Annotated in this window: 22 protein-coding genes; 16 read left to right on the top strand and 6 right to left on the bottom strand. The window is 65.1% G+C overall.

Annotated elements, in window-relative coordinates:
• Positions 1-225: 225 nt before the first annotated feature.
• The 4 genes from FYJ92_RS15730 to FYJ92_RS15715 all read left to right on the top strand — a co-directional run bounded on the left by FYJ92_RS15730 (position 226) and on the right by FYJ92_RS15715 (position 3,252).
• On the top strand, positions 226-1,239 hold the full coding sequence (locus FYJ92_RS15730; protein WP_185261531.1) for an acetylxylan esterase: 1,014 nt from the start codon (positions 226-228) through the stop codon (positions 1,237-1,239).
• A gap of 294 nt (positions 1,240-1,533) precedes the next feature.
• Positions 1,534-2,640 carry a 3-deoxy-7-phosphoheptulonate synthase gene (locus tag FYJ92_RS15725; protein WP_185261530.1) on the top strand — a complete coding sequence of 369 codons (1,107 nt, stop codon included), beginning with the start codon at positions 1,534-1,536 and terminating at the stop codon, positions 2,638-2,640.
• 143 nt (positions 2,641-2,783) lie between these two features.
• A complete protein-coding gene (locus tag FYJ92_RS15720) occupies positions 2,784-2,996 on the top strand; it encodes a helix-turn-helix domain-containing protein (RefSeq protein WP_043452394.1) in 213 nt (70 codons plus the stop codon).
• 157 nt (positions 2,997-3,153) lie between these two features.
• On the top strand, positions 3,154-3,252 hold the full coding sequence (locus FYJ92_RS15715) for a 30S ribosomal protein bS22 (protein ID WP_003792170.1): 99 nt from the start codon (positions 3,154-3,156) through the stop codon (positions 3,250-3,252).
• 115 nt (positions 3,253-3,367) lie between these two features.
• On the opposite strand, the gene FYJ92_RS15710 is transcribed toward FYJ92_RS15715, so the two are convergent.
• Complete coding sequence (locus FYJ92_RS15710) at positions 3,368-4,186, bottom strand: HAD family phosphatase (RefSeq protein ID WP_185261529.1); 819 nt, start codon at positions 4,184-4,186, stop codon at positions 3,368-3,370.
• A 79-nt stretch (positions 4,187-4,265) separates the two neighbouring features.
• On the opposite strand from FYJ92_RS15710, the gene FYJ92_RS15705 reads away from it, so the two are divergent.
• Both FYJ92_RS15705 and FYJ92_RS15700 read left to right on the top strand, forming a co-directional pair.
• On the top strand, positions 4,266-4,520 hold the full coding sequence (locus tag FYJ92_RS15705) for a glutaredoxin family protein (RefSeq protein ID WP_185261528.1): 255 nt from the start codon (positions 4,266-4,268) through the stop codon (positions 4,518-4,520).
• 91 nt (positions 4,521-4,611) lie between these two features.
• Complete coding sequence (locus FYJ92_RS15700) at positions 4,612-5,355, top strand: redox-sensing transcriptional repressor Rex (protein WP_185261527.1); 744 nt, start codon at positions 4,612-4,614, stop codon at positions 5,353-5,355.
• A 57-nt stretch (positions 5,356-5,412) separates the two neighbouring features.
• On the opposite strand, the gene FYJ92_RS15695 is transcribed toward FYJ92_RS15700, so the two are convergent.
• The 3 genes from FYJ92_RS15695 to FYJ92_RS15685 all read right to left on the bottom strand — a co-directional run bounded on the left by FYJ92_RS15695 (position 5,413) and on the right by FYJ92_RS15685 (position 7,873).
• The gene (locus tag FYJ92_RS15695) at positions 5,413-6,255 is read right to left on the bottom strand and encodes a hypothetical protein (protein ID WP_185261526.1); all 843 of its coding nucleotides are present in this window, start codon (positions 6,253-6,255) and stop codon (positions 5,413-5,415) included.
• A gap of 246 nt (positions 6,256-6,501) precedes the next feature.
• Positions 6,502-7,218, bottom strand: coding sequence for a hypothetical protein (locus FYJ92_RS19165; RefSeq protein ID WP_255482153.1), 717 nt, complete (start codon positions 7,216-7,218; stop codon positions 6,502-6,504).
• A 106-nt stretch (positions 7,219-7,324) separates the two neighbouring features.
• On the bottom strand, positions 7,325-7,873 hold the full coding sequence (locus FYJ92_RS15685; protein WP_185261525.1) for a YceI family protein: 549 nt from the start codon (positions 7,871-7,873) through the stop codon (positions 7,325-7,327).
• 202 nt (positions 7,874-8,075) lie between these two features.
• Here FYJ92_RS15685 and FYJ92_RS15680 point away from each other — a divergent pair, with 202 nt between their 5' ends.
• The 10 genes from FYJ92_RS15680 to FYJ92_RS15635 all read left to right on the top strand — a co-directional run bounded on the left by FYJ92_RS15680 (position 8,076) and on the right by FYJ92_RS15635 (position 21,949).
• The gene (locus tag FYJ92_RS15680; protein WP_185261524.1) at positions 8,076-8,756 is read left to right on the top strand and encodes a histidine phosphatase family protein; all 681 of its coding nucleotides are present in this window, start codon (positions 8,076-8,078) and stop codon (positions 8,754-8,756) included.
• 4 nt (positions 8,757-8,760) lie between these two features.
• Positions 8,761-9,393 (top strand): TlpA disulfide reductase family protein, encoded by a 633-nt coding sequence (locus FYJ92_RS15675; protein WP_185261523.1) that lies wholly within the window; start codon positions 8,761-8,763, stop codon positions 9,391-9,393.
• A 15-nt stretch (positions 9,394-9,408) separates the two neighbouring features.
• Positions 9,409-10,164 carry a cytochrome c biogenesis CcdA family protein gene (locus tag FYJ92_RS15670; RefSeq protein WP_160674089.1) on the top strand — a complete coding sequence of 252 codons (756 nt, stop codon included), beginning with the start codon at positions 9,409-9,411 and terminating at the stop codon, positions 10,162-10,164.
• Positions 10,164-11,906: a cytochrome c biogenesis protein ResB gene (locus FYJ92_RS15665; RefSeq protein WP_185261522.1), complete on the top strand. Its 1,743-nt coding sequence runs from the start codon at positions 10,164-10,166 to the stop codon at positions 11,904-11,906. Before FYJ92_RS15670 ends, FYJ92_RS15665 begins: the two co-directional genes overlap by 1 nt.
• Positions 11,906-13,042: a c-type cytochrome biogenesis protein CcsB gene (gene ccsB, locus FYJ92_RS15660; protein WP_185261521.1), complete on the top strand. Its 1,137-nt coding sequence runs from the start codon at positions 11,906-11,908 to the stop codon at positions 13,040-13,042. The genes FYJ92_RS15665 and ccsB overlap by 1 nt, the downstream gene beginning before the upstream one ends.
• Before the next feature lie 154 nt (positions 13,043-13,196).
• Entirely contained in the window at positions 13,197-15,212 is a 2,016-nt protein-coding gene (locus FYJ92_RS15655) for an Hsp70 family protein (protein WP_185261520.1), read from the top strand.
• Between the two features lie 3 nt (positions 15,213-15,215).
• Positions 15,216-17,336, top strand: coding sequence for a LuxR C-terminal-related transcriptional regulator (locus tag FYJ92_RS15650; RefSeq protein WP_185261519.1), 2,121 nt, complete (start codon positions 15,216-15,218; stop codon positions 17,334-17,336).
• A 106-nt stretch (positions 17,337-17,442) separates the two neighbouring features.
• A complete protein-coding gene (locus FYJ92_RS15645; RefSeq protein ID WP_185261518.1) occupies positions 17,443-18,402 on the top strand; it encodes an IniB N-terminal domain-containing protein in 960 nt (319 codons plus the stop codon).
• Positions 18,403-18,545: 143 nt separating this feature from the next.
• Positions 18,546-20,465, top strand: coding sequence for a dynamin family protein (locus FYJ92_RS15640; protein WP_185261517.1), 1,920 nt, complete (start codon positions 18,546-18,548; stop codon positions 20,463-20,465).
• On the top strand, positions 20,462-21,949 hold the full coding sequence (locus FYJ92_RS15635) for a dynamin family protein (RefSeq protein WP_185261516.1): 1,488 nt from the start codon (positions 20,462-20,464) through the stop codon (positions 21,947-21,949). The genes FYJ92_RS15640 and FYJ92_RS15635 overlap by 4 nt, the downstream gene beginning before the upstream one ends.
• Before the next feature lie 11 nt (positions 21,950-21,960).
• On the opposite strand, the gene FYJ92_RS15630 is transcribed toward FYJ92_RS15635, so the two are convergent.
• Positions 21,961-22,551, bottom strand: a complete 591-nt coding sequence (locus FYJ92_RS15630; RefSeq protein WP_255482152.1) for a hypothetical protein — start codon at positions 22,549-22,551, stop codon at positions 21,961-21,963.
• A 7-nt stretch (positions 22,552-22,558) separates the two neighbouring features.
• On the bottom strand, positions 22,559-22,948 hold the full coding sequence (locus FYJ92_RS15625; protein ID WP_185261515.1) for a PLD nuclease N-terminal domain-containing protein: 390 nt from the start codon (positions 22,946-22,948) through the stop codon (positions 22,559-22,561).
• Positions 22,949-22,989: the final 41 nt, after the last annotated feature.

Here is a 22,989-nt window from a genome sequence, read left to right as displayed (position 1 = left end):
GGGACCGCGCGTCTATTGGTAGAAATCATGTAGCGGCACTGAGAAAACGCTTTCTCGCTTGCCGCGGCGACTTCCGGACCACGGTCCATAGCAGCACCCGCCTGTAACCGCTCGCCCGCGGAGGCAGGACGCGCGTGTCCTTTCGCGTCAACGGCGGAACTCCGGACGTATTGTGTGACGTAGGATCTCCGATAGCAACCCGACGAGACAGGACCGGACGGCAGCATGCCCCTCTTCGACCTTCCCCTTGACCAGCTCCGCGGCTACACCTCGAAGGTCACTCCGCCCGCGGACCTGCAGGACTTCTGGGACGCCACGCTCGACGAGGCCCGGACGTTCCCGCTCAACGCAACATTCGAGCTGGTGGAGAACCATTTGGCGGTCATCGACACGTTCGACGTCACGTTCAATGGCTACGGCGGCTCGCCGATCAAGGGCTGGCTGCACCTCCCGGCGAACCGTAGCGCCGGAACTCCGCTGCCCGTCGTTGTGCAGTACATCGGCTACTCGGGCGGCCGCGGCCTGGTCAATCAGGACACCAAATGGGCGCAGGCCGGCTATGCGCATTTCATCATGGACACCCGAGGCCAGGGCTACGGCGGCATCCTCGGCGAGACGGCGGATCCGCACCCGTCAGCAGGCGAAGTGGCCTACGCGGGCCTCATGACCAGGGGTGCAGGCAGCCGCGAGGACTACTACTACCGCCGCGTGTACGTGGACGCGTTCCGTGCGGTGGAAGCGGCGCAGTCCCACCCGGAGGTGGATTCGTCGCGCGTGGTCCTGGCCGGCGTCAGCCAGGGCGGCGGCATCGCGGTGGCGGTTGCCGGGCTGGTGGCGGGAAGGCTCGACGGCGTCATCGCCGCGCTGCCCGACGTCCCCTTTTTGCAGGACTTTCCCAGGTCCATCGATATCGCGGCCCGCGGCCCCTATCCGGAAATTGCGGCTTTCCTGGGCAGACACCGGGACCGGTATGAGCCGATGCTCGCGGTCCTGAACTATTTTGACGGCGTTAACCTGGCCAGGGCAGCTACCGTGCCTGCCCTGTACTCGGTGGCGCAGATGGACGATGTGTGCCCGCCGTCCACGGTGTTCGCCAGCTTCAATGCCTACGCCAGCGACTCCGCGGCACTATCCTCGGCGCAAAAGCAGATCGAGGTCTACCGGTTCAACAACCACGAGGGCGGCCAGGAGCACCACTGGATCAGGCAGCTGCAGTACCTCCGCAGGCTCCTGGGCTGACGCCGTGCGAGCTGGCAGATATGGACGTTTCCAGAGGGATTTGGGGGCGGTAGCTGCCAATTGGCGCAACGTGACGGCCGCGATTTTGCGGCCGTCGCAGCACACGGTTATGGTGTGCCTATGACAAACCGTTGGTATGCGTATTTTTCGTTGGCTCTGGAGGAGCCCGCGTCTAACTGACACGCATCCATCTTCCTTCAGAGCCAACAGGGCAGAGATCATTCTCTGCCCTTCGCCATTTCTCCGGCGGGTTCTGATCTGGGCCCGCTTTCCTATCTGGAACAGGACCCGAACATGAGCACCGCGACAGCCACTCCCGCAAAATCCACGTCCAATCTGCGTGTCAGCGAATTCACGCCGCTGCCCACGCCCCAGGAGCTCATCGCCGAGCTGCCCATGGACGCCCGGGTGACGGACGTCGTCGAGCGTGGCCGCGACGAAGTCCGGGCCATCATGGACGGTGTGGACGACAGGCTGCTGGTCATCGTAGGCCCCTGCTCCATCCACGACCCCAAGGCTGGACTGGAATACGCCCGCCGGCTGGTCAGTCAGGCAGAAAAGCACCGTGACGACCTCCTGATCGTGATGCGCACCTACTTCGAGAAGCCCCGCACAACGGTGGGCTGGAAGGGCCTGATCAACGATCCGCGCCTGGACGGCAGCCACGACATGGTCACGGGGCTCCGGACCGCCAGGGAGTTCCTGCAGCAGGTCACCGCGCTGGGACTGCCCACCGCCACCGAATTCCTGGAGCCGATCAGCCCCCAGTACATGGCGGACCTGATCTCCTGGGGAGCCATCGGGGCCCGCACCACCGAAAGCCAGATCCACCGCCAGCTGGCCTCCGGGCTCTCCATGCCCATCGGATTCAAGAACGGGACCGACGGCGACCTCCAGGTCGCGCTCGACGCGTGCGGCGCCGCCGCTGCCGCCCAGGCATTCCTGGGGATCGATGGTGACGGCCGGGCCGCGCTGGTGGCCACCGCCGGGAACCCGGACACCCACGTCATCCTCCGCGGCGGACGTAAGGGACCCAACTACTCAGCGGCCGACGTCGAAAGCGCCTCCGCCAAGCTCGCCGGGAAGGGGCTCAACCCCCGGCTGATCGTGGACGCCAGCCACGCCAACAGCGGCAAGAGCCACCACCGGCAGGCGGAAGTGGCATTGGAAATCGGTGCGCAGCTGGAGGACGGCGGCCAGGCGGCACAGGCCATCGCGGGCGTCATGCTGGAGAGCTTCCTGGTGGGCGGTGCCCAGAACCTGGATGTCACCGAGCACGCTGCGGGCCGGGCGGAGCTGGTCTACGGCCAGAGCGTCACGGACGCGTGCATGGATTGGGACGTATCCGTTTCGGTCCTCGATCAGCTCGCGGCGTCCGCCCGGAAGCGGCGGACCGCTTAATGATTGCCCGGATGACTTTCACTACAGCCCCATGAACCTCTAGAGTATCTAACACATGGTTGGTGGATGGCTCAGCATCGGCACACCGCAAATGAAACACAGCTGGGGTTACTGTCGTCATCCATCAGCAAAGGAATAGCGAAATGTCCGCAGAACAGAACTTCTCGAACGCGAAGTTCCTGACCGTCGCCGAAGTGGCCGAGGTCATGCGCGTCTCCAAGATGACCGTTTACCGGTTGGTCCATTCAGGCGAAATGCCCGCGGTGCGTTTCGGCCGGTCGTACCGGGTGCCGGAAAACGCCGTCGAGCAGTACCTTAAGGGTGCTGTGGTGGACGGACACACCGAAACCGCCTGAGCATTACCTGCGGTCAGTGGGCATCGCCAAGAAGCGGTACCCTGTTAAGGAACGTTTTACGTCATTGTAAGAATCTGTCAGTTGTTTCAGTTCTGTAGCTCTGTCCACGGACCTTTTCCATCAGACAGGTACTGCATCTAGTTTGTGAGGAACTTTCGTGGGTTCAGTTATTAAGAAGCGTCGCAAGCGTATGGCCAAGAAGAAGCACCGCAAGTTGCTTCGTAAGACCCGTCACCAGCGCCGTAATAAGAAGTAGAGATACTTCAACAAGCGTGAAAATGCCCGTTGCCTTCCCGGCAGCGGGCATTTTTTTGCGTGTGAGCGGCAGCGATGCGCTCGTACGCGAGGCACAGCAGCTGGCGGCCCGGTTCCTAAATGCGGGGGCCGCGCATCCGGGAGTATCCGCGCCAGAGCCCGTACACGGCGCCACCGGCCGTTGCTGCCTTGAGGCCCAAGGTGGCTGCGCGTCGACCGGAACGGAAGTCGTAGACCGGCCAGTTGTTGTCCCGTGCGTGGCGGCGGAGCTTGGCATCAGGGTTGATGGCTACCGGGTGCCCTACCAGGGTCAGCAGCGGGATGTCGTTGTATGAGTCGCTGTAGGCCCAGCATCGCTTCAGGTCCAGGCCTTCGGCGTCTGCCAGTTCCCGGACGGCCACAGCCTTCGCTGCACCGTGCAGGATGTCGCCCACCAGGCGGCCGGTGTACATGCCGTCGGAAACCTCGCCAACCGTTCCCAAGGCTCCTGTCAGGCCCAGCCTGGTGGAAATGACCGTGGCGACCTCAATGGGGGTGCCGGTGACCAGCCAGACCCGCCGGCCCACGCGGAGGTGTTGCTGCGCCAGTGCCTTGGCGCCGGGCCAGATCCTGGACGCGATCATTTCGTCGTAGACCTCTTCGCCCAAGGCCTTGACGTCTTCCACCGTGATGCCGGCAACGAGGGTGAGGGCAGAATCGCGGACAGCGTGGACGTCGTCCATGTTCTCGCCACGCGTCACAAATTTAAACTGCTTCCACGCGAACCCTGCAGCCTGCGTCAGCGTAAAGGCGCCGCGCTGGTGCATCTTGCGGGCAACGTGGAAAAGGCTGGCGCCCTTCATGAGGGTGTTATCGACGTCGAAAAAGGCGGCTTCGCCGGTCTGCATCAACGCATCCGGCTGGGTCACCACAGCGACGTATTTCTCCTCGGGCATGTCCACGAGTCTAGTCAATAGTCAGCGGCCAGGATTTCAGTGCCAGTGCCTCTGCCGCGAAGGGCGTTACGGTTAATGCATGGCAAAACCCGAGGTAGTCCTCATCACCAAAGCAGACTGTCACCTGTGCGCAGCCGCGCGCGACGCCGTCGGACGCGTTACTGCGTTGCTGGGACTCGGGTGGACGGAACAGCAGGTGGACGAACTGCCGGAACTGCGTGAGCAGTATGCGGAGGAAATTCCCGTGGTTTTGGTGGATGGAATCCAGCGCGATTTCTGGAAGATCGACGAAGCCCGGCTGGAGCGCGTCCTTCAACGCGCCATGGCCCAATAGGAAAGCGGGCCTCGCAGAATGACACAGGCTTTGTTGGCACCAGCGGCGGGGCTCTAGAGTGGAGTCACGACGCGATGGGACGGAGGGGATAGTGACATCACTGGATTCATCTCCCCAGGCTGTCCAAGGTGCAGGGCCTGACCACAGGACGCAGCCTGTCCACGGGGCACAGCCTACCCCGAGCACAGAGGCCGCCAAACAGATCCCGCCCGCAGCCGTGGCTCGGCTGACCATCTACCTGCGCGCCCTTAACACGCTGTTGTCCGACGGCGTCGAACGGGTATCTTCGGAATCCCTGGCGGAAGCATCGGGCGTGAGCTCGTCAACTCTCCGCAAGGACCTCTCTTATGTGGGCTCCTACGGCACGCGTGGCGTGGGCTACGAAGTGCAGTACCTGAGCCGCCACATCTCCGCGGCCCTGGGGCTGACCCACGACTGGAAGGTCGCCATTGTTGGCGCGGGTAACCTCGGCAAAGCCCTGGCCCGCTATGGCGGCTTCGAGTCCCGCGGTTTTGACGTGGTGGCCATTTTCGACGCCGACCAGATGGTGGTGGGCAACGAGGTGGGCTGGCTGCGGGTCAGCGACGCCGCGGACATGGAGGCGGTGCTGCAGCGGACGGGCGCCAATATGGTGGTCCTGGCGCTTCCGGCCACCGTGGCGCAGGCCGTGTGCGACCGCGTGGTGGCCGCCGGCGTCCACAGCATCCTCAGCTTCGCCCCCGTCATGCTCCAGGTCCCCGAGGGCGTGAACCTCCGCAAGGTGGACATGGCCACCGAGCTACAGATCCTCGCCTATCACGCACAACGGGCGCAGACCCCGGACCAGTCCGCCTAGTTTCGTTGGCGGTTGGTGGGGTCCACGCCCATTAGGGTGTGGATTCGACTTGCGGTGCTACTGGCCGTAGGGGTTGCCAGGCGTGCTGCCCGGGGCGCCGTACGGGCTGCCGAATGCCTGCTGCTTGCGGAAATAGGGCGCCGCCGCCGGCAGGTAGAGCAGCACGATGGCCGCGATCCCCGCCAGCGTCCCCAGAGTTCCGATGCTCGGTGCGCCGAAGAGGCCGACAACGGACAGCGCTGCGAAAACGGTGCCGAGGATGCGGGCCCAGTTCTTGCCTTTCCGGACGAAGAACGCCACGAGTGCGTACAACCCCGCACCGATAATCGCGAAGACTACGAGCGATCCGGCAAGGATGCCCTTAAAGTCTTCGTAGCTGAAGTCAGCAGGAGTGGCGCCGTTGCTGCGCATGGCGTCGTCGAACGCGTTCCGGATCTGAGGATCGTCAAGCATGCCGATGCCCATCAGCAGGCTGATGACGTACACAACACCCGCGCCGATCAGCAGCCAGAACGAGATATTGACCAGCCGGGGAACCCCGTTGGATCCGGTGGCCTGCGGCTGTTCGGACGGGTACTGCGCGTAGGGGGACTGTCCGTACGGCTGCTGGCCATAGGGCGGAGGTGTGGGCTGGCCGAACTGCGGCGGGGTGTTCTGCCCAAACTGCGGGGCGTTCTGACCGTACTGCGGCGGGGTGTTCTGCCCAAACTGCGGGGCGTTCTGACCGTACTGCGGCGCCGGGGGAGTCTGCTGGCCATACTGCGGGGCGTTCTGACCGTACTGCGGCGCCGGGGGAGTCTGCTGGCCATACTGCGGGGCGTTCTCGCCGTATCGGGGCGCTGGCGGCTGGTTGCCGGGCTCGGGCTCGTTTGGGACGGGAGGCGGGACAGGCGTGCTCATGAGCGGTCCTTTGCAGGTCGGATGTCAGTTCGGCTGCTGGGTGCAGTCCAACTGGCCTGCCCCCAGTACGGCTTAGTTCCCACCGTACCCCCGGCGAATGCCGCGGGGGATCATTCCAGAGAGGTATTCGGGCGGAAGTCAGCCTGCTTCGTTCAGGACCCTGTTTTCAGGGGATATTCGTGCGCGCGGCTGTCTATCCACGTTCCTCAACGCCCATAACAGCCCGTGCCGCCGGGTGAGATGCGTCTACGCGCGTCCCTTGACGGAGTTGAACCAGGCCTGCGAGTTCGGCAGCCACATCAGGACGGTTGCCGCGGCGGAGATGAGGAAGCCCAGCCAGTTGTTGCCGATCCCGCTGCCGCCGCCCACACTGCCGCCGATCACGGCGAGCACCAGTGAAACGCCGGCGACGATCGTGAGGGCCAGTCGGGCCCACTCCTTGCCCTCCTTCATCTTCAGGACCAGGACAATCTGGGCCGCGGCCAGGGCGAGGGCCACCAGGACGAGAAGGAGGAGCACAGCAGCCAGCCCGGGTGCCACAACGAACAACGCCAGCGTGCCCAGCACGCCCAACAGGCCGCCAAGGACTCCCAGCATGCCGCCGATGAGCCAGATCCAGTACGAGACCTTCAGTTCGGTGGGCAGCCCGGTCACGCTGAACATGCCGGAGAAACCGCCCTTGGGCATAACGTCTTTGAAGCTGTGGGGGCCGTCGGTGGGCATCGCAAATTGGAAGCCGCCCGGTTGGCCCGTCTGGTTGTACGGCTGGCCCGGCTGGTTGTAGGCCGGGCCCGGCTGGCCCGGCTGCGGGTAACCCTGCGGCGGCTGGTAGCCGGCGGGCGGAACGTTGCCGGCCGGAGGAGCGCTGCCGGCAGGCGGCGGCGTGACAGGCGGCTGGGCACCGGGCTGCTCAGAGCCGGGCTGCTGGGGCTGCTGGGGCTGTGGTACGTCATTGTTGCTCATGGGTCTCACTGTAGACCGCAGGTCCGCCGGTATCCAGGGGATAAAACAAAGCACCCCGGCCGCCAGATTCCGGGGAAGGGCGGCCGGGGTGCTTCAGGATGAAAAACTATGCTGCGGGTGCGATGAACGCGAGCTCCAGGTTGATGGCAACCTTGTCGCTGACCAGCACGCCGCCGGCTTCCAGTACGGCATTCCAGGTCAGGCCAAAGTCCTTGCGGCTGATGGTGGTTTCAGCGGAGACGCCCGCGCGGGTCATGCCGAACGGGTCCACAGCCACGCCGTTGAACTCGGTCTCGAGGGCAACGGGGCGGGTGACGCCCTTGATGGTGAGGTCCCCGGTCAGCTCGTAGCTGTTGCCCTTGGCCACGAGGCCGTTGGAAACGAAGGAGATTTCCGGGAAGGTCTCAACGTCGAAGAAGTCTTCGCCGCGGACGTGGCCGTCGCGGTTGACATCGCCGGAGTCGAAGCTGGCGGTCTGGATGGTGGCGCTGACCTTGGAATCGGCCACGTTGTCGGCGAGGTCCAGGGTTGCCGCGGCGTCCTTGAACTGGCCGCGGACCTTGCTGATGCCTGCGTGCCGGACGGTGAAGGCGATCTCGCTGTGCGAGTTGTCGAGGGTCCAGGTGCCGGTGGTGACGTCTGCGGGAAGAGTCATGGTGTTTCTCCTTGGGTTTGTCGGGTGGTACTTCCGGATAGCTTGACGCTTCATCTGTTGAATCCTCAACTATCCGCTGCATCCAGTATAAACATGCATTTGCATGTTTTGTTCCCGGTTCCGGAACATTTTTCCAAAAAAATGAGTTCTACTGGATGTAGAAGATTTCGGTTCGCACGCCATCTTTGAGAAACTGGTAAACATGCCCCAATCCACTGTCCATCTGCTCCGCCACGGCGAGGTCCACAATCCTGACCGCGTTCTGTATGGCAGGCTGCCCGAATTCCACCTCTCCGAGCTGGGCCGGGAAATGGCGCAGATGCTCGCCGACCACTTCGCCGAACGTGCCGCGCGAGGGGCCAGGATCGTCTATCTCGCGGCGTCGCCGCTGGTCAGGGCGCAGGAAACAGCCGCTCCCACGGCTGAGGCGCTTGGCCTGGACATCAACACGGACGGCCGCATCATCGAAGCGGAAAACTACTTCCAGGGCATGAAGGTCACCAAGGCCGAGCTCCGGAAGCCCAAGCACTGGCCGCACCTGATCAACCCGTTCCGGCCGTCCTGGGGCGAACCGTATAAGGCACAGGCCGCGCGCGTCAGGGCAGCCGTTGAGGACGCCCGGCTCCGAGCCATCGAACTGGCCGCCGGGGACTACGGCACCAACGGCCCCGAAGCCATCATGGTCAGCCACCAGCTCCCCATCTGGGCCACCCGTCTCAGCGCCGAGGGCAAGCCGCTGTGGCATGACCCGCGCAAACGCGAGTGCACTCTGACGTCCATAACCTCCCTGATGTTCGACGACGACGGCTCGCTCCTGCGTGTTGAGTACAGTGAGCCCGCTGCCGCGCTCCTTCCCGGCGCCGCCAGCACCCCCGGAGCCTGACGTGATGGGCAACCGGACAACATCCCGTTCAACGGCCAGCACCGCATCCCGCCGCGTCGTGCTCGCTGCCGGCGGCGCCGCCCTTGCCGCCCTGACCCTGGGGCTGTCCGCCTGTGCGCAGGAGGACGCCCTTGCCAAGCAGGCCAAAGCCGGCGACAACAAGAACTACGTTGCCGGGGACGGCTCGGTGACCGAGTTCACGGCGGCGGACCGCAAGGCCGCCGTCACCATTAACGGCACGCTGTTCAACGGCACCCAAGTAGCGTCCGCGGACTTCCAGGGCAAGGTGACGGTCCTGAACTTCTGGTTCGCCGCCTGCGCACCCTGCCGGGTGGAGGCACCCATCCTGGAAGAGCTGCACCAGGAGTTCAAGGACCAGGGCGTGCAGTTCTTCGGCGTCAACCTCCGCGACGAAAAAGGCACCGCAGAGGCCTTTGACAAGACTTTCAACCTGACCTACCCGAGCTTCGACGATAAGAACGGCGGCGTGCTCCTGGCCGTCTCCGGCCTTGTCCCGCCGGGAGCGGTACCCACAACGCTGGTCCTGGACAAGCAGGGCCGCGTGGCCTCGCGCGTGCTGGGCGAAATCCAGAAGGGCACCCTCAAAGCCCTCATCACCGCTGCCGTGGCAGAGTAGCGGCGGCCCCGGACCGTGAACAGCCCCTTCGCCGAAACCATCCTGAACGGCTCGCTCCTGCTTGCCATCCCGGTGGCGCTGCTCGCCGGCCTGGTGTCCTTCCTGTCGCCGTGCGTGCTGCCCCTGGTGCCCGGCTACCTGGGCTACGTCACCGGCCTGAGCGGCGTGGACCTGGAGAAGCAGAAACGTGGCCGGATGCTTGCGGGCATCGGGCTTTTTGTGCTTGGATTCTCGGTGATTTTCGTCCTGCTGGGCGGCGCGTTCGGCCAGCTGGGCACGCTGATCACCGGCTCGCAGAATGCCTGGATCACCCAACTGCTGGGGGTCCTCGTCATCCTCATGGGCGTGGTGTTTATGGGCGGGTTCGGCTGGCTGCAGCGCGATGCGAAGATCCACGCCAAGCCGCCGGCCGGCCTGTGGGGCGCACCGTTGCTGGGCCTCACGTTTGGACTCGGCTGGGCCCCGTGCATCGGGCCCACCTACTCCGCCGTCCAGCTCCTGAGCCTGTCCGGCGGTTCATCCGCAGCCAAGGGTGCCTTCCTGGCATTTGTCTACAGCCTGGGCCTGGGCATCCCGTTCCTGCTGATCGCACTGGCGGTCCGGCGCGGCATGGGCGTGATGTCCTTCTTCCGCACACACCGCCTGGCCATCCAGCGGATCGGCGGCGGGATCCTGGTGGTGCTGGGCCTGCTGATGGCCAGCGGCGTCTGGGGCGCCTGGGTCACCGAATTGCAGTACTGGTTCCAAACCGATGTGAAGTTGCCGATCTGATGAGCGAGCGCGTGAAAGCAAACAAAGAGTCCGCGGCCCCCGTTGACGCCGCCAAAACTGAGGCGGCGCTGCCGGTCCTGGGGCCGGTGGAGATGCTGAGATGGGCCTGGACCCAGCTGACCAGCATGCGCACGGCGCTGTTCCTGTTGCTCCTCCTGGCCGTTGCCGCGGTGCCCGGGTCCCTGTTCCCGCAGCGCCCGGCCAACCCGTCCATCGTGACGCAGTACATCAAGGGCAACCCGGACTACGGGAAGCTGCTGGACACCCTGCAGCTCTACGACGTCTACTCCTCGGCCTGGTTCTCGGCCATCTACATCCTGCTGTTCATCTCGCTGATCGGCTGCGTGGTCCCGCGCGCCATCGCCCACTACAGGGCCATGCGCTCCCAGCCGCCGCGGACCCCCAAGCGTCTCTCCCGCCTCCCCGAGTACGGCACCCTGGTGGTTCCCGCCGACGCCGGCCTCCCGGCGTCGGACGCCATCCGCAGCGCCGCCGGAGTACTGAAGAAGCGCGGCTACCGCGTTGACGTGAGGGACGACGACGGCGCGCGGCCGTCGTTGGGCGCCGAGCGCGGCTTCGCCAAGGAAGTGGGGAACCTGGTGTTCCACACGTCGCTGATCGGAGTGCTGGTGTCCGTGGCCGTGGGCGGCCTGTTCGGCTACAGCGGCCAGCGCATCCTGGTGGAGGGCGACACCTTCGTGAACACCCTGGTGGGCTACGACCAGTTCACCCCCGGCACCAACTTCCAGTCCAGCCAGCTGCAGCCGTACTCCATCCAGCTGGACAAATTCGACGTCTTGTTTGACCGCGAATCACCAGGCAAAATCGGTCAGCCCATCGACTTCAACGCCGAAGTCACCACGCGGGAAACCCCGGACTCGCCTGCCAAGCAGGAAGTCCTGAAGGTCAACGATCCCGTGACCCTGGGCGGCACCAGCATCTACCTCACCGGCAACGGCTACGCGCCGGTGGTGACCATCCGCGACGGCGCCGGCAACGTGGCCATGCAGGGTCCCGTGGTGGCCAAACTCCAGGGTGACAACTACTACTCGTCCCTGGTGATCAAGGTCCCGGACGCCCGGCCCGAACAGCTTGGCTTCTTGGGGTTCTTCCTGCCCACCGCGTTTGTCACCGACGAAGGCGTGTCCTTCAGCGGCGATCCGGACCTGTTCAATCCGCGGCTGACTCTCAACTCCTACTTCGGTGACCTCGGCCTGGACGCCGGCTCCCCACAGAACGTCTTCGAACTGGACGTCAGTGACCTCACGCCGCTGAACGCCCGCAACCTGGACGCCGGCGGCATTACCCTGGCGCCGGGCAGCACCTATAACCTGCCGGACGGCAAGGGCAGCATCAGCTTTGACAGCGTGAAGCGGTATGTGGGCGTGGACATCCACCACAACCCGGGCCAGCTGTACGCCCTCATATTCGCGCTGCTGGCCGTGGGCGGCCTGATCGTCTCGCTCTACGTCAACCGGCGCCGCGTCTGGGTCCGGACCGGAACCCACGAGGATGGCCGGACCATGGTGGAGTATGGCCTGCTTGCCCGCGGTGAGGACCACCGGCTCGCCGCGGAGGCGGCTGTCATCCGGAAGCTGTTATCTGAGGAGTGGCAGCTCGAGGATCCCGATTCCCACGCTGATTCCAGCGTCACCCAGCAAACTCCCAGCCGCCAGGGCGATAATGGCGCAGTCTCGCTCACCTCCCCAGCTGGCCCCAACGGGCCGAAAAAGGACCAGTAATGCCGTTCGCCATCAACGAAACCATGGGCCAGTACAGCGAGCTGTTTATGCTGCTCGCCGCCGGCACCTACACCGTGGCCTTCATCGCCTTCGCCTGGGACCTCGCGAAGAGCAGCAAAGCGCTGCGCGCCATTGACCTGAAAGCGGCCGAGGCTGCCGGGGCCAGGGTGCCCGCGATGGCTGGCGCCGGTGCGTCTGTTGGAGCGTCGCCTGGCTCAGCCGCGGTAGCGGACAGTGTGGCAGTGGACAGGGTGGACTCGCACCTGGCCGGACCCGTGGGACGGGCCGAGCGCCCGTCGTCGTCCGTTGCCAAGCGGGGCGGCGACGCTTCCGGGGCCGGGCAGACCGCCGACGCCGATATGCGCTACGCGGCGGAACGGCGCGTTCCGGCGCGGGTCGCCGTTGCCCTCACCATTCTCGGCGTCCTGATCCACGCCGCCGGCGTTCTCACGCGTGCCATCGGGTCCGGCCGCGTGCCGTGGGGAAACATGTACGAGTTCCTGACTACGGGCGCTTTTGTGGCTGTGGCTGTTTTCCTGCTGGTACTTATCCGCCGTGACCTGCGGTTCCTCGGCACGTTTGTGGTGGGCCTGGCCATCATCATGCTGGTGGCCGCCTCAGTGGCCTACTGGACTCCGGTGGGCCATCTGGTTCCGGCACTGCAGAGCTACTGGCTGATCATCCATGTCTCCATCGCCGTGCTCTCCTCCGCGCTCTTCACCCTCACATTTGCCATGTCAGCCCTGCAGCTGGTGCAGTCCCACCGGCAAAAGACGGTGGCTGCCGGCGGTGCGGACAAGCTTGGTTTTATGCGTCTGGTTCCCTCGGCGCTGAGCCTGGAAAACCTGTCCTACCGGATCAATGCCATCGCCTTCATTGGCTGGACGTTCACCCTTATGTTCGGCGCCATCTGGGCCGAAAAAGCGTGGGGCCGGTTCTGGGGCTGGGACACCAAGGAAGTCTGGACATTTGTGATCTGGGTGGTTTATGCCGGCTACCTCCACGCGCGCGCCACGCGTGGCTGGACCGGCACCCGTGCCGCCTGGCTGTCGATCGTCGGATACCTGTGCGTTGTCTTCAATTTCACCATCGTGAACCAGTTCTTTAATGGCCTGCATTCCTACTCGGGCCTCTGAACAGGCGTTTCTCCGGCGAACCGCCTCAGCGCGGCCCTAATACACCAATCGATGTACGAATAAGGGTGTTTCCGGGCAGGCTGTGATGCTACCTTGGTTGCAGCGCGTCTGTGATGAAGCTCGCGGACAGCTCGCTGCGTTTTCAGAGGTACCCATGAACTACGTTCTCGCCATAGACGTAGGGACCAGTTTCACAGCTGCTGCCCTCCTTCGGCTTGACCAGAATGCCCCGCGTGTTCCGGAGACCCTCCCGCTGGGGCTTCGCGGAAGTGCGGTGCCCTCTGTGGTCTACTTTCCAGAGGAAGGCCCCGTTCTGGTGGGCGAGGCAGCCGAACGTCGCGGCCTTGATTTCCCTGAACGGGTGGTGCGTGAGTTCAAACGCCGGGTGGGCGATGAGGTGCCAATCGCGGTGGGCACCCTGCAGCTTCCCGCCCAAGACGTTTTTGCCACTATGGCGCGCTGGGTCGCAGACCGCGCTGAAGAGCGCGAGGGCGCACCGCCGTCGGCCATTATCCTCTCTCACCCTGCCTCGTGGGGGGCACACCGGACGCAGCTTATTCTTGCTGCCTTGGCCGCAAAGGGCCTGGAGCACGTCATGCTGGTCAGCGAGCCGGAAGCTGCAGCGCTGCACTATGCCGCCCAAGTGCGGGTGGAGGACGGCAGCACCATCGCCGTCTACGACCTCGGTGGCGGAACTTTCGATACCGCAGTCCTGAGAAAAGCCGATTCCGGCCAGTTCGAGCTCCTGGGCCGTCCCGTGGGTATCGAGGGCCTGGGCGGGGCCGATTTCGACGCATCCGTCATGCAGCACGTAGCCGCACACGCCGGGCAGGGACTTGCCGGCCTTGACCCTGCGGAGCCCGGCGCCCTTGCAGCACTGGCGCGGCTGCGGCGGGAATGTGTGGAGGCCAAAGAGGCGTTATCCGCCGACTGCGAGGCCAGCATCCCGGTGCTACTTCCTGGGATCCAGCAGCAGGTGCGGCTGGTCCGTGCCGAGTTTGAGGCAATGATCAGTGAGCTGATCCGGGAGACGCTGGATGCCCTGGGGCGTTACCTGCAGGACCTTGGTCTCACCCCGGAGGACCTGTCTGCCGTGCTGCTGATCGGAGGCTCGTCGCGAATTCCGCTGGTGGCACAGCTGATTTCTGAAGAGCTGGACCGGCCAATCGCCGTGGACGCTGATCCCAAATCATCCATCTGCCTCGGCGCCACCATAGCTGCCCTTCGCTCGCGGCCGGAGCTGACGGCGAAGGCGGATGTCACCGCACAGCCGGACAACGCCGTGCAGGCCGCGGCCCGCGATGCCCGCCGTCCGGCCAGCTGGTCCCGGAAGCCGGGAGCCGCTGTTGGCTCCATCGGCGGCACAGCTGGCGCTGGAACGGGTGCCGGAGCCACGAGACACGTGGGTGCACACGCACCTCGGGCACGCACGGGAGCGCACAGTTCGCGGCCCACGGCTAGGCTGACTGCGGTGGCCGCTGCGGCGGCGTTGTTCACAGTGCTCAGCGCCACCGCGGCCCAAAGTCCTGGCGGGCTGGAAAGCCTCACAGCCATGTTGGCGCCGCCGGCCGCAGGGGCTGCCAAGGCTGACGCGGCGGGTAGCGCGGATGCCCACCGGTCAACGCCCGGAGGTGCGGCCGGCGGCGGTGCGGGAGCCGCTGCTGGTAAAGCCGGCGCCGCCCAGAAACCGAGCGTGGGCATTGAGGCCAGTTCGAAGAAGCCCACGGCACCCGCCAGCGGGGCGGGGATAGAAGCTGCGGCGTCGCCCACCGCCCTGCCGCCGGCGTCACCGGCGGCAGGTGGTGCGGCCCCGGGTTCCACATCCGGCGCGGGGGCGACGAGCGGTCCCACCGGATTGGCCGCGGCCGGAACGACGGCCGGGACACCAACACCGGACCCTACAACTAACCCGCCTGCGATGCCTACGACGACGGACCCGACGATCCCTCCGCCTACGACGACGGATCCAACGATCCCTCCGCCTACGACGACGGATCCAACTGCGGACCCGACAACAGATCCGCCCACAACAACAGATCCGCTGGCGACGAGGGATCCGTCCACGACGCAGGAGCCGAGCGTCGAGCCCGATCCGACCACCCTGCCAGCGCCCGAGCCGACCACCGAACCGCCAGCCTCGGCACCTACCGTGACAGAGCCGGCGGCCTGACCCATGGTGACCGGACAGCCGCACGTCACGCCCCATGCCGTGGCAGAACCGGAGCCGTCCGCAACCGGAGGCCCTCAGCTCGTCGCCCAGCAGCTTCGCGGTGCGAATGCCGCTGTCCGCGAACTCCTGCTGGCCTTATCGGTGGGCTTCACCATTCCCGGGCCCTTGCCGCGGGAACTCCTGCGCAAGGTGGCCGGTGATGGCGCGGACGGCCTCGACTCCCTGGTGGCACGGGCGGAATTATCAGGGTTTCTCCAGTCCGACGGAGCCGTGGCGGGCACCGCCCGGCATGCGCTCCTGACCACCACGTCGACGCCCCGCATCCATGCGCTCCAGCGCGAACTGGTGGGGTGCTTCGTTGCGGATGGTCTTCCATTGGGCGACCTTGCCCGTGAACTGGCACGCAGCGGGCTCGCTGACCATCGCGTGGCGGCGGAACTCGAAAAAGCCGGGGACAGGGCACTGGAACGTGATCCGGGCCTGGCCGCCCAGTTGTATGAGGAGGCCCTGCTGGCGGGTGCCGATGAGCTGGGCACCGCGTCCCGCCGGGCCCTGGCTGCTTCGGCCACGGGCGATCTGGATTCCGCCGGACGGATCGTCGATGTGCTGCTCGTGTGCGCTGACCCGCCGGACCTCCGTCTCGGCGTGGATGTTGCGGCCGCCGTATGGGCGCAGCGGGGTTTGCTGGCCCGCTGCGCGGACGTTTACACCTGGCTGGGTCCGGAACGTGTAGGGCCGTCTGCGCCATCCGCCGCCGTGGCCATGATCGGCTGCGGCAATCGGGCCGGGGCCGAAACGATGTTTCCGGCCGGCTCCGTTCCGGAATCGCCCACTCTCCTGGCCGTCGCCCAGGCACAAACGGGCCAGGGCATCCTTGCGTCGCTGGCGATGGATCCACATCAGGTCCTTCCGATCCTGATCCACGCATCCGACATGATGAACGCGTCAGGGGCGGCAGTCCCGGTGCCGGACACTCCCGGTGCCCTGGCTGCGTTGGTGGCATTGCACAGCGGCGAGCCCTATCTGGCGGAAACCATCGTGCGGGCGGCCACAACTGCCGTCCAGGGTGGCGACGCCGCCAAGCCACGTCTGTTCCTGATCCAAGCATGGTGCGCAATGCAGCAGGACAACCCGGACGATGCGCGGCTGGCCATCAACGAGGCCTGCAAGGCCAACCACTGGCCGTTGGTTCCCCGGGACGAATTCCTTTGTGCCGCGTTGGAAGTCGGCCTGGCACGCCGCAGCGGCGAAGTTCACGACCTGCTCCTGGCGTGGGAACGGGCACGGGAAGCCATGCTGCACACATCGGTTGACCTTTACAGCCTCCTGCCGTGGGGGGAGCTGATGATCACGGCCGCCCGGCTGCGGGAGACGCGGCGGATCTCGCTGTACCTTGACGGGGCGTGGAAGCTCCTGCAGGACCTTGGGGAGCCGCCGTTATGGGCTGTGCCCATGCATTGGGCCGCAGTGCAGGCAGCATTGCTGAGTGACAGTCCGGCCGACCTGGCCCCCCATGCAGCGGCACTGGCACGGGCGGCGGACCGCAGCCACCTCGCGTCCGTACTGGCAGCGGCCGGCAAAGTTTGGGTGTCGGTCCTTGCCGGTAAGGTCCGGGCAGCGGACGTTGAGGCGGCCGCCCGTGGACTCAACGCCGTCGGGATGCCCTGGGAAGGTGCACGGCTCGCTGGCCACGCCGCCGCCCGCGCAAGTGAGCGCAAGGACATGGTGCGTCTGCTGTCCTGCGCCCGGGACCTTCATCCGCAAGGGAGCGCAACCGGAGCGAACACGGCCAGGCAATCCGAAGCAACCAGCGCGGCTGCCGCGGACCAGGGCAACAGCAGCGCCCAGTCGGACGGCTCGATGCTGAGTGAACGGGAAAAAGACGTGGCGAGGCTGGTGTTGGAAGGAAAAACATACCGGGAAATCGGGGAAGCAATCTACATTTCTCCGAGGACCGCTGAGCATCATATTGCCCGGATGCGCCGTCGCCTGGGCGCTGAAAACCGCTCCGATCTGCTGGTCCGGCTGCGGCTTGCCCTGGGATCCGAAAACCCCAAAGGGAGTGATCCCCTAGTACCCCTAACAGGACGGTCGGCGGACCCCCAGCAGGGCGCCCGCCGGTAGAGGGAACCGACCCGATGCCGCTCCGAGGACCGAACCGTACGTTTGACTCAAACCCAGCAATGTCGCTGGGCCACCCACAACTCAGAGAAGATTTGAGGACCACCAAATGCCTACACTTGCAAACGACCTCGTCCTGTTCCTGATGAGCCTTTTCGGAAACCAGCAGGCGGCACAGAAATTCCTGGACGATCCCGAGCGGGCCCTGGAAAGCGCCGGCCTTGGAGGCGTTTGCTCCGCGGATGTTGACGCAGCATTGCCGGTTGTCCTGGACTACGCGCCCATTACGGTCCATGGGTCTTTCGACCGGTCCTACAGCACCGGCGGCAACGGCGCCGCAACCGGCGGGGGTGGCGCTGGCAGCGGCGGCGCTGTTGCGGTCACCCCGCCTCCGGCCGGCCATGGCCACGATGACCACGCCCACGCTGTCCAGCAGTTGCAGAATGTGGTAAACAACTACTCGTACACCTCAACGGTGGATGATCGGGACACCATCACTGACCAGTCCGTCAACCAGAACATCTGGGCCAACGGCGACGTCACGCAGTGGTTCGACAATCATGCTGTTGTCGCCTCCGGTGACCGTGCGGTGGCTGCCGGCGATGACGTCGACATGAGGGACTCCAACAACATTCAGGACTCCTACAACACGGACAATTCGAACGACAGCTCGACGGACAGCTCGGTCAACGCCGGCCGTGACGCCAGCGTCGGCAACACCCATACGGACATAGAGGATTCTTTCAACACCGACCTTGACGTCGACATCGAGGATTCCTTCAACGACAACTCGGACAACCGTGTCGACAACTCTGAACAAACCGACACGAACATCGAGGATTCCTTCAACGACAACTCCGTTGTGCTGACGGACAACTCCGACAACTCTGTTGAACTCACCGACAACTCCGACAACTCCACCTACACCAACGTGGACGTGGAAATCGAGGACTCGTTCCAAGACAACTCGGGCTCCGGAAACATCGAGGACAGCTCCACTTACACCAACATCGAGGTCGAGGACGTCGGTAATACGCATGTCGAGGCAGGTGATGACATCACCCTCTAGTCAAGCCCCGGGTATCGAGGCAGTGCCCGGCGGGAGTCCAATCTCCTGCCGGGCGTTTCCCGGCCCAAAGCAACGTCCCGTTACGGGACCTGACCAAAGGACCGGCAGTGGTTCAAACGCAGCGACCGGGGCTTCTGGCAACGATGGCAGACTCCTCAGAACCGGCGGGACCGTCAGCGTCGGCGACCTCGGTGCAACTGGTCAAACTGGTGGAACAGGGCATCGAAATCGTCAGCGAGGGAGACCGCGCCGATTTGCGGAAGCGTTTGGATCAGACCCTGCGGCGGCTGAAGGATCCCAGCATCCGAGTAATTGTGGTGGGCGAATTCAAGCAAGGCAAAAGCAAGCTCATCAACGCCCTGCTCAACGCACCGGTCTGCCCCGTCGACGACGACATTGCCACGTCGGTGCCAACCATCGTCCGGCACGGTGAGCCGGCGTCGGCATGTGTCCTTTTGCCTCGCGCAGATGCTGAGCCCGGCGAAGAAGCGGAACTCGACCGCCAGCCCATCAACATCGCTGACCTGGCCGCCTACGTTTCCGAACGCGGTAATCCAGGCAACGCCAAGAAATTGGTGGCCGCGGAAGTGTTCCTGCCCCGGAAAGTCCTGGCCGGCGGCCTGGCCCTTGTTGATTCGCCAGGCGTCGGCGGTCTGGGGTCCACCCATACACTTTCCACCCTGACGGCGTTGCCAACGGCCGACGCCATGCTGCTCGTTTCGGATGCCTCCCAGGAATACACCGAGCCGGAGATCAGGTTCCTGCGCCAGGCCATGCGGATCACCCCGAGCGTGGTGGGAGTCCTGTCTAAGACGGACCTGTATGCGGAATGGCGCCGGGTGGCTGAACTGGACCGCGGACACCTCTCCCAGGTCTCGCCAGAGATCCCGCTGATCCCCGTGTCCTCGGATCTTCGGCTGGAAGCCATGCGGCTCCAGGACGGGGAACTAAACAACGAATCGGGCTTCCCTGACCTGATCGTCCATCTTCGGAATGAAATCGTGGGTAAGTCCCAACGGATCCAGCGGCGCTCGGTGAGCCAGGATCTGCTCTCCGTCACGGACAATCTTCGGCTTTCCCTGCAGTCGGAATTGGCTGCCCTGGAGGACCCTGAGGGGACGCCCGCGATGATCGCAGGCCTTGAATCGGCGAAGCTGGAAGCCGACGATCTCCGCAAACGTTCTGCCCGCTGGCAGATCACACTCAACGACGGCATCGGCGATCTGATTGCAGACATGGAGTACGACCTGCGGGACCGCCTGCGGCGGATCCAACGAGACGCCGAGACGGCCATAGACCAGGGGGATCCAGGCCCTACGTGGACTGCGTTCACGGCATGGCTCGAAGAGTGCACTGCGGCCGCGATTTCCGACACGTTTGTGTGGACCAGCGAGCGGGCCGTATGGCTGGCAGCCCTGGTGGCTGAACACTTCTCCGAGGATGAGGTGGCTCTTCCGGTCCTTCGTGTCTCCGACACAGGGGACGCCCTGGACCCGGTGGACGACATGCCCGGCCTGGATGACGGGCGGATCAACCCGATGCAAAAAGTCCTCATCGGCATGCGGGGTTCCTACGGCGGCGTGCTGATGTTCGGCCTGTTGACAGGCATCTTCGGTATGGCCCTGATCAATCCACTGTCCGTCGGTGCCGGCCTCCTCCTGGGGCGTAAAGCCTACCGGGAGGACAAGGAAGGCAGGCTCAAGCGCCGGCAGGCGGAGGCCAAGGCACTGGTCCGCCGACAGGTGGACGATGTGGTGTTCCAAGTAGGGAAGCAACTTAAGGACCGGCTCCGGCTGGTCCAGCGATCCACCCGTGACCACTTCACCGAAATTGCCGAAGAGCACCACCGGTCACTCTCGGATTCCGTGGCGGCCGCGCAAAAGGCAGCCACCACATACAACCTCGAAAAAGAGATGCGCATCCGGGATATCAAGGCAGGGCTCAATCGCGTGGACACCCTCCGACAGGCCGCTGAGAGTGCGGCGGTCACGGAACCGGGTGCCACTCCTGCGCACGGTGCCGGTTCCACGCCCCGTCGCCCACCCGTGGTGGCGGCCGAATGAGGGAATCAACGATCGCGGGGGTGTCGGACCTGATCCAGGATGCCCTGGCCGTCTACCATGATGATCCTGCGGCTGCGGCGGCCCTGGAAAGCTACGCCGTTAGGCTGGCCGAACCCCTCCGGATCGCCGTTGCGGGCATGGTGAAGGCGGGAAAATCAACCCTGCTCAACGCCATCATCGGCGAAGAGATCGCTCCGACCGACACCGGTGAATGCACTCGGATCGTCACCTGGTACCGCTACAACCACACGCCGCGGATCACTCTCCATCCGGTGGCCGGTGAACCTCGCACGCTGCCGCTCAAGCGGGAGAACGGGCGGCTGGTTTTCGTTCTTGGCCAGGACCGGCCGGATGACGTGGAACGGCTGGTAGTGGAATGGCCGGCGGAGAGCCTGCGGGAGGTCACGCTTATCGATACCCCGGGAATTGCCTCGCTGTCCGAGGGCGTCTCCGCCAGGTCCGTCAGCTTCCTCACACCGGCCGACGCGCCGTCAGAGGCCGATGCTGTCCTCTACCTCATGCGCCACATGCACGCCTCCGATATCCGGTTCCTGGAGTCGTTCAGGGACACCGAGACAGGACGGTCGGGGACCGTTAACGCCTTGGCCGTGTTGTCCAGGGCCGACGAGATCGGCGCGGGTCGGATTGATTCCCTGATTTCCGCGGGGGAGATCGCAGAGCGGTACCGCCGGGACCCCAGCCTGCGAAAGCTGGCATTGGGGGTGGTCCCGGTGGCCGGTCTGCTGGCCCAAAGCGCCCGGAGCATGCGCCAGTCAGACTACGAGTCGCTGGCCCTTCTCGCCGCCATGGACAGGTCGGACCGGGAACGGCTGCTGCTCTCCGCGGACAGGTTCCTGCGGGCCAGTGTCCCGGAAGGCCTTGGTGCCGACGCGCGGGCATCGCTGCTGGAGCGTTTCGGGCTGTTCGGGATCCGGCTGGGAGTGGTCCTGATCAGGGCCGGATTCACGGACCCGACGCCGCTGGCGCATGAGCTTGCCCGACGCAGCGGGCTGGACCCGTTATTGGCCATGGTGACCGGCCAGTTCCATGCCCGCGCCGACGCCCTGAAGGCCCGCACCGCCTTGGTCGGCGTGGAAACCCTGCTCCGAACTACACCGCGGGAAGGCTCCGGGCACCTCGCAGCGGCCCTGGAACGGCTCCAGGTCAACGCCCATGAGTTCCGCGAACTGCGCCTGCTGGCCACGCTGCGTACCGCAGGAACAGGTCTGAACGAAAATCTGGCGGAGGAAGCAGAGAGGCTCATCGGCGGTGCTGGCACGGCGGCGCACCTTCGGTTGGGAATGGAGCCGGAAGTATCGCCGGAGGAGATCATGGGAGTGGCCAGACAGGTCCTTCACCGTTGGCGGCTGGTGGCCGAGAGCCCCTTGATGGACCGTTCAGGGCTGGATGCATGCCGCATAGTGGTGCGCAGCTGCGAGGGGGTTCTGGCGGAGTTCGCCGCCCTCCAGCGGCAGGGCGCCTGACAGCTGTGCTGTTACGGCCCATTCCGTTTCGCTTTGAGCCACCTGCCGGCCGGCGGCATAAACAGTGCCACCAGGCCGACGAAGGCCAGGAGCAGTTGGGATCCCCACAGGAGAACGACGTTACGGCCTGCGTCGCCCTCCGGCACCAGGAATGCGGAAGCCACTGCCATGACCAGGATCTGGCCGGCCAGCAGGAGAATCATCAGCCAGCGGGCCCAGCCGTGGCGCGCAGAGACAACCGCCAGCATGGCCGTCTGAAGCAGGATCACAAGAAGCAACCCGCTGAGACTGCCCCAGAAAACTATGGCTGCCGATGTGGTCACCGCGTTGGCATCACCGCCTGGGGCCATTTCCTCCACTACGGTGCGGAGGCGTTCCAGGTGGGGGGTGCGGGTGAGGAAGGAGCCGATGAGAACGGCGAGGCCGGCGACGAAGCTGATCAGCCAGGCTGACCGCGCCAGGCGGACGCTCCGCGGTGTCGGCGGAACAACCACAATGGGCGCAGGAGCGGCGTAGGACAGCCCGGGCCGCGGCGGAGGAGGTGTGGCAGCCCTGTCGGGTGCAGCTGGCCGTTGGGAATCTCCGTCAGGATGCTGGGCCATTGTTTTGTTACTTTATGTCGCCGGTATCGTGGGTGTCCGCGTCTCCCGTGCTGGCATCGCCGTCGGCCTTGGCCTTGGCCGCAAGATCATCCTTGAGCTTCTTGAGGCGGGCAGCCTCGGTCTGGTTGCGGCGGCGCATTTCCAGGTTGCGGAGGAAATCGGGATCATCATCCGGCGCGGTGGGGTGGCTGCGTGGTTGGCGGACCGGTGCGGAGTCGCGCGGACGGCCGATCAGCAGCCACAGGATGGCGCCGAGCACCGGAAGGACGATCATCACCACAATCCAGGCAGGCTTGGAGATCCCGCGGGTGAGGCGGCCGTCAGTGCGGATCACATCCACCAGGCCATACACAAAGATGACGAGAACGGCAACGGCGAGAACCACACGGAAGAGCATGCCATTAAGTCTATCGTCCGCAGGCGGGGGGCGTTCAGGCA

The organism is Pseudarthrobacter sp. NBSH8 (assembly GCF_014217545.1).
GTDB lineage: Bacteria > Actinomycetota > Actinomycetes > Actinomycetales > Micrococcaceae > Arthrobacter.
This window is presented reverse-complemented; position numbering and strand designations above follow the sequence as displayed.

Excerpts from the sequence above, each read along its gene's own strand:
- FYJ92_RS15730 (WP_185261531.1), top strand. The coding sequence starts at position 226 with ATGCCCCTCTTCGACCTTCCCCTTGACCAGCTCCGCGGCTACACCTCG.
- FYJ92_RS15725 (WP_185261530.1), top strand. The coding sequence starts at position 1,534 with ATGAGCACCGCGACAGCCACTCCCGCAAAATCCACGTCCAATCTGCGT.
- FYJ92_RS15720 (WP_043452394.1), top strand. The coding sequence starts at position 2,784 with ATGTCCGCAGAACAGAACTTCTCGAACGCGAAGTTCCTGACCGTCGCC.
- FYJ92_RS15710 (WP_185261529.1), bottom strand. The coding sequence starts at position 4,186 with ATGCCCGAGGAGAAATACGTCGCTGTGGTGACCCAGCCGGATGCGTTG.
- FYJ92_RS15705 (WP_185261528.1), top strand. The coding sequence starts at position 4,266 with ATGGCAAAACCCGAGGTAGTCCTCATCACCAAAGCAGACTGTCACCTG.
- FYJ92_RS15695 (WP_185261526.1), bottom strand. The coding sequence starts at position 6,255 with ATGAGCACGCCTGTCCCGCCTCCCGTCCCAAACGAGCCCGAGCCCGGC.
- FYJ92_RS19165 (WP_255482153.1), bottom strand. The coding sequence starts at position 7,218 with ATGAGCAACAATGACGTACCACAGCCCCAGCAGCCCCAGCAGCCCGGC.
- FYJ92_RS15685 (WP_185261525.1), bottom strand. The coding sequence starts at position 7,873 with ATGACTCTTCCCGCAGACGTCACCACCGGCACCTGGACCCTCGACAAC.
- FYJ92_RS15680 (WP_185261524.1), top strand. The coding sequence starts at position 8,076 with ATGCCCCAATCCACTGTCCATCTGCTCCGCCACGGCGAGGTCCACAAT.
- FYJ92_RS15675 (WP_185261523.1), top strand. The coding sequence starts at position 8,761 with ATGGGCAACCGGACAACATCCCGTTCAACGGCCAGCACCGCATCCCGC.
- FYJ92_RS15665 (WP_185261522.1), top strand. The coding sequence starts at position 10,164 with ATGAGCGAGCGCGTGAAAGCAAACAAAGAGTCCGCGGCCCCCGTTGAC.
- ccsB (WP_185261521.1), top strand. The coding sequence starts at position 11,906 with ATGCCGTTCGCCATCAACGAAACCATGGGCCAGTACAGCGAGCTGTTT.
- FYJ92_RS15655 (WP_185261520.1), top strand. The coding sequence starts at position 13,197 with ATGAACTACGTTCTCGCCATAGACGTAGGGACCAGTTTCACAGCTGCT.
- FYJ92_RS15650 (WP_185261519.1), top strand. The coding sequence starts at position 15,216 with ATGGTGACCGGACAGCCGCACGTCACGCCCCATGCCGTGGCAGAACCG.
- FYJ92_RS15645 (WP_185261518.1), top strand. The coding sequence starts at position 17,443 with ATGCCTACACTTGCAAACGACCTCGTCCTGTTCCTGATGAGCCTTTTC.
- FYJ92_RS15640 (WP_185261517.1), top strand. The coding sequence starts at position 18,546 with ATGGCAGACTCCTCAGAACCGGCGGGACCGTCAGCGTCGGCGACCTCG.
- FYJ92_RS15635 (WP_185261516.1), top strand. The coding sequence starts at position 20,462 with ATGAGGGAATCAACGATCGCGGGGGTGTCGGACCTGATCCAGGATGCC.
- FYJ92_RS15630 (WP_255482152.1), bottom strand. The coding sequence starts at position 22,551 with ATGGCCCAGCATCCTGACGGAGATTCCCAACGGCCAGCTGCACCCGAC.
- FYJ92_RS15625 (WP_185261515.1), bottom strand. The coding sequence starts at position 22,948 with ATGCTCTTCCGTGTGGTTCTCGCCGTTGCCGTTCTCGTCATCTTTGTG.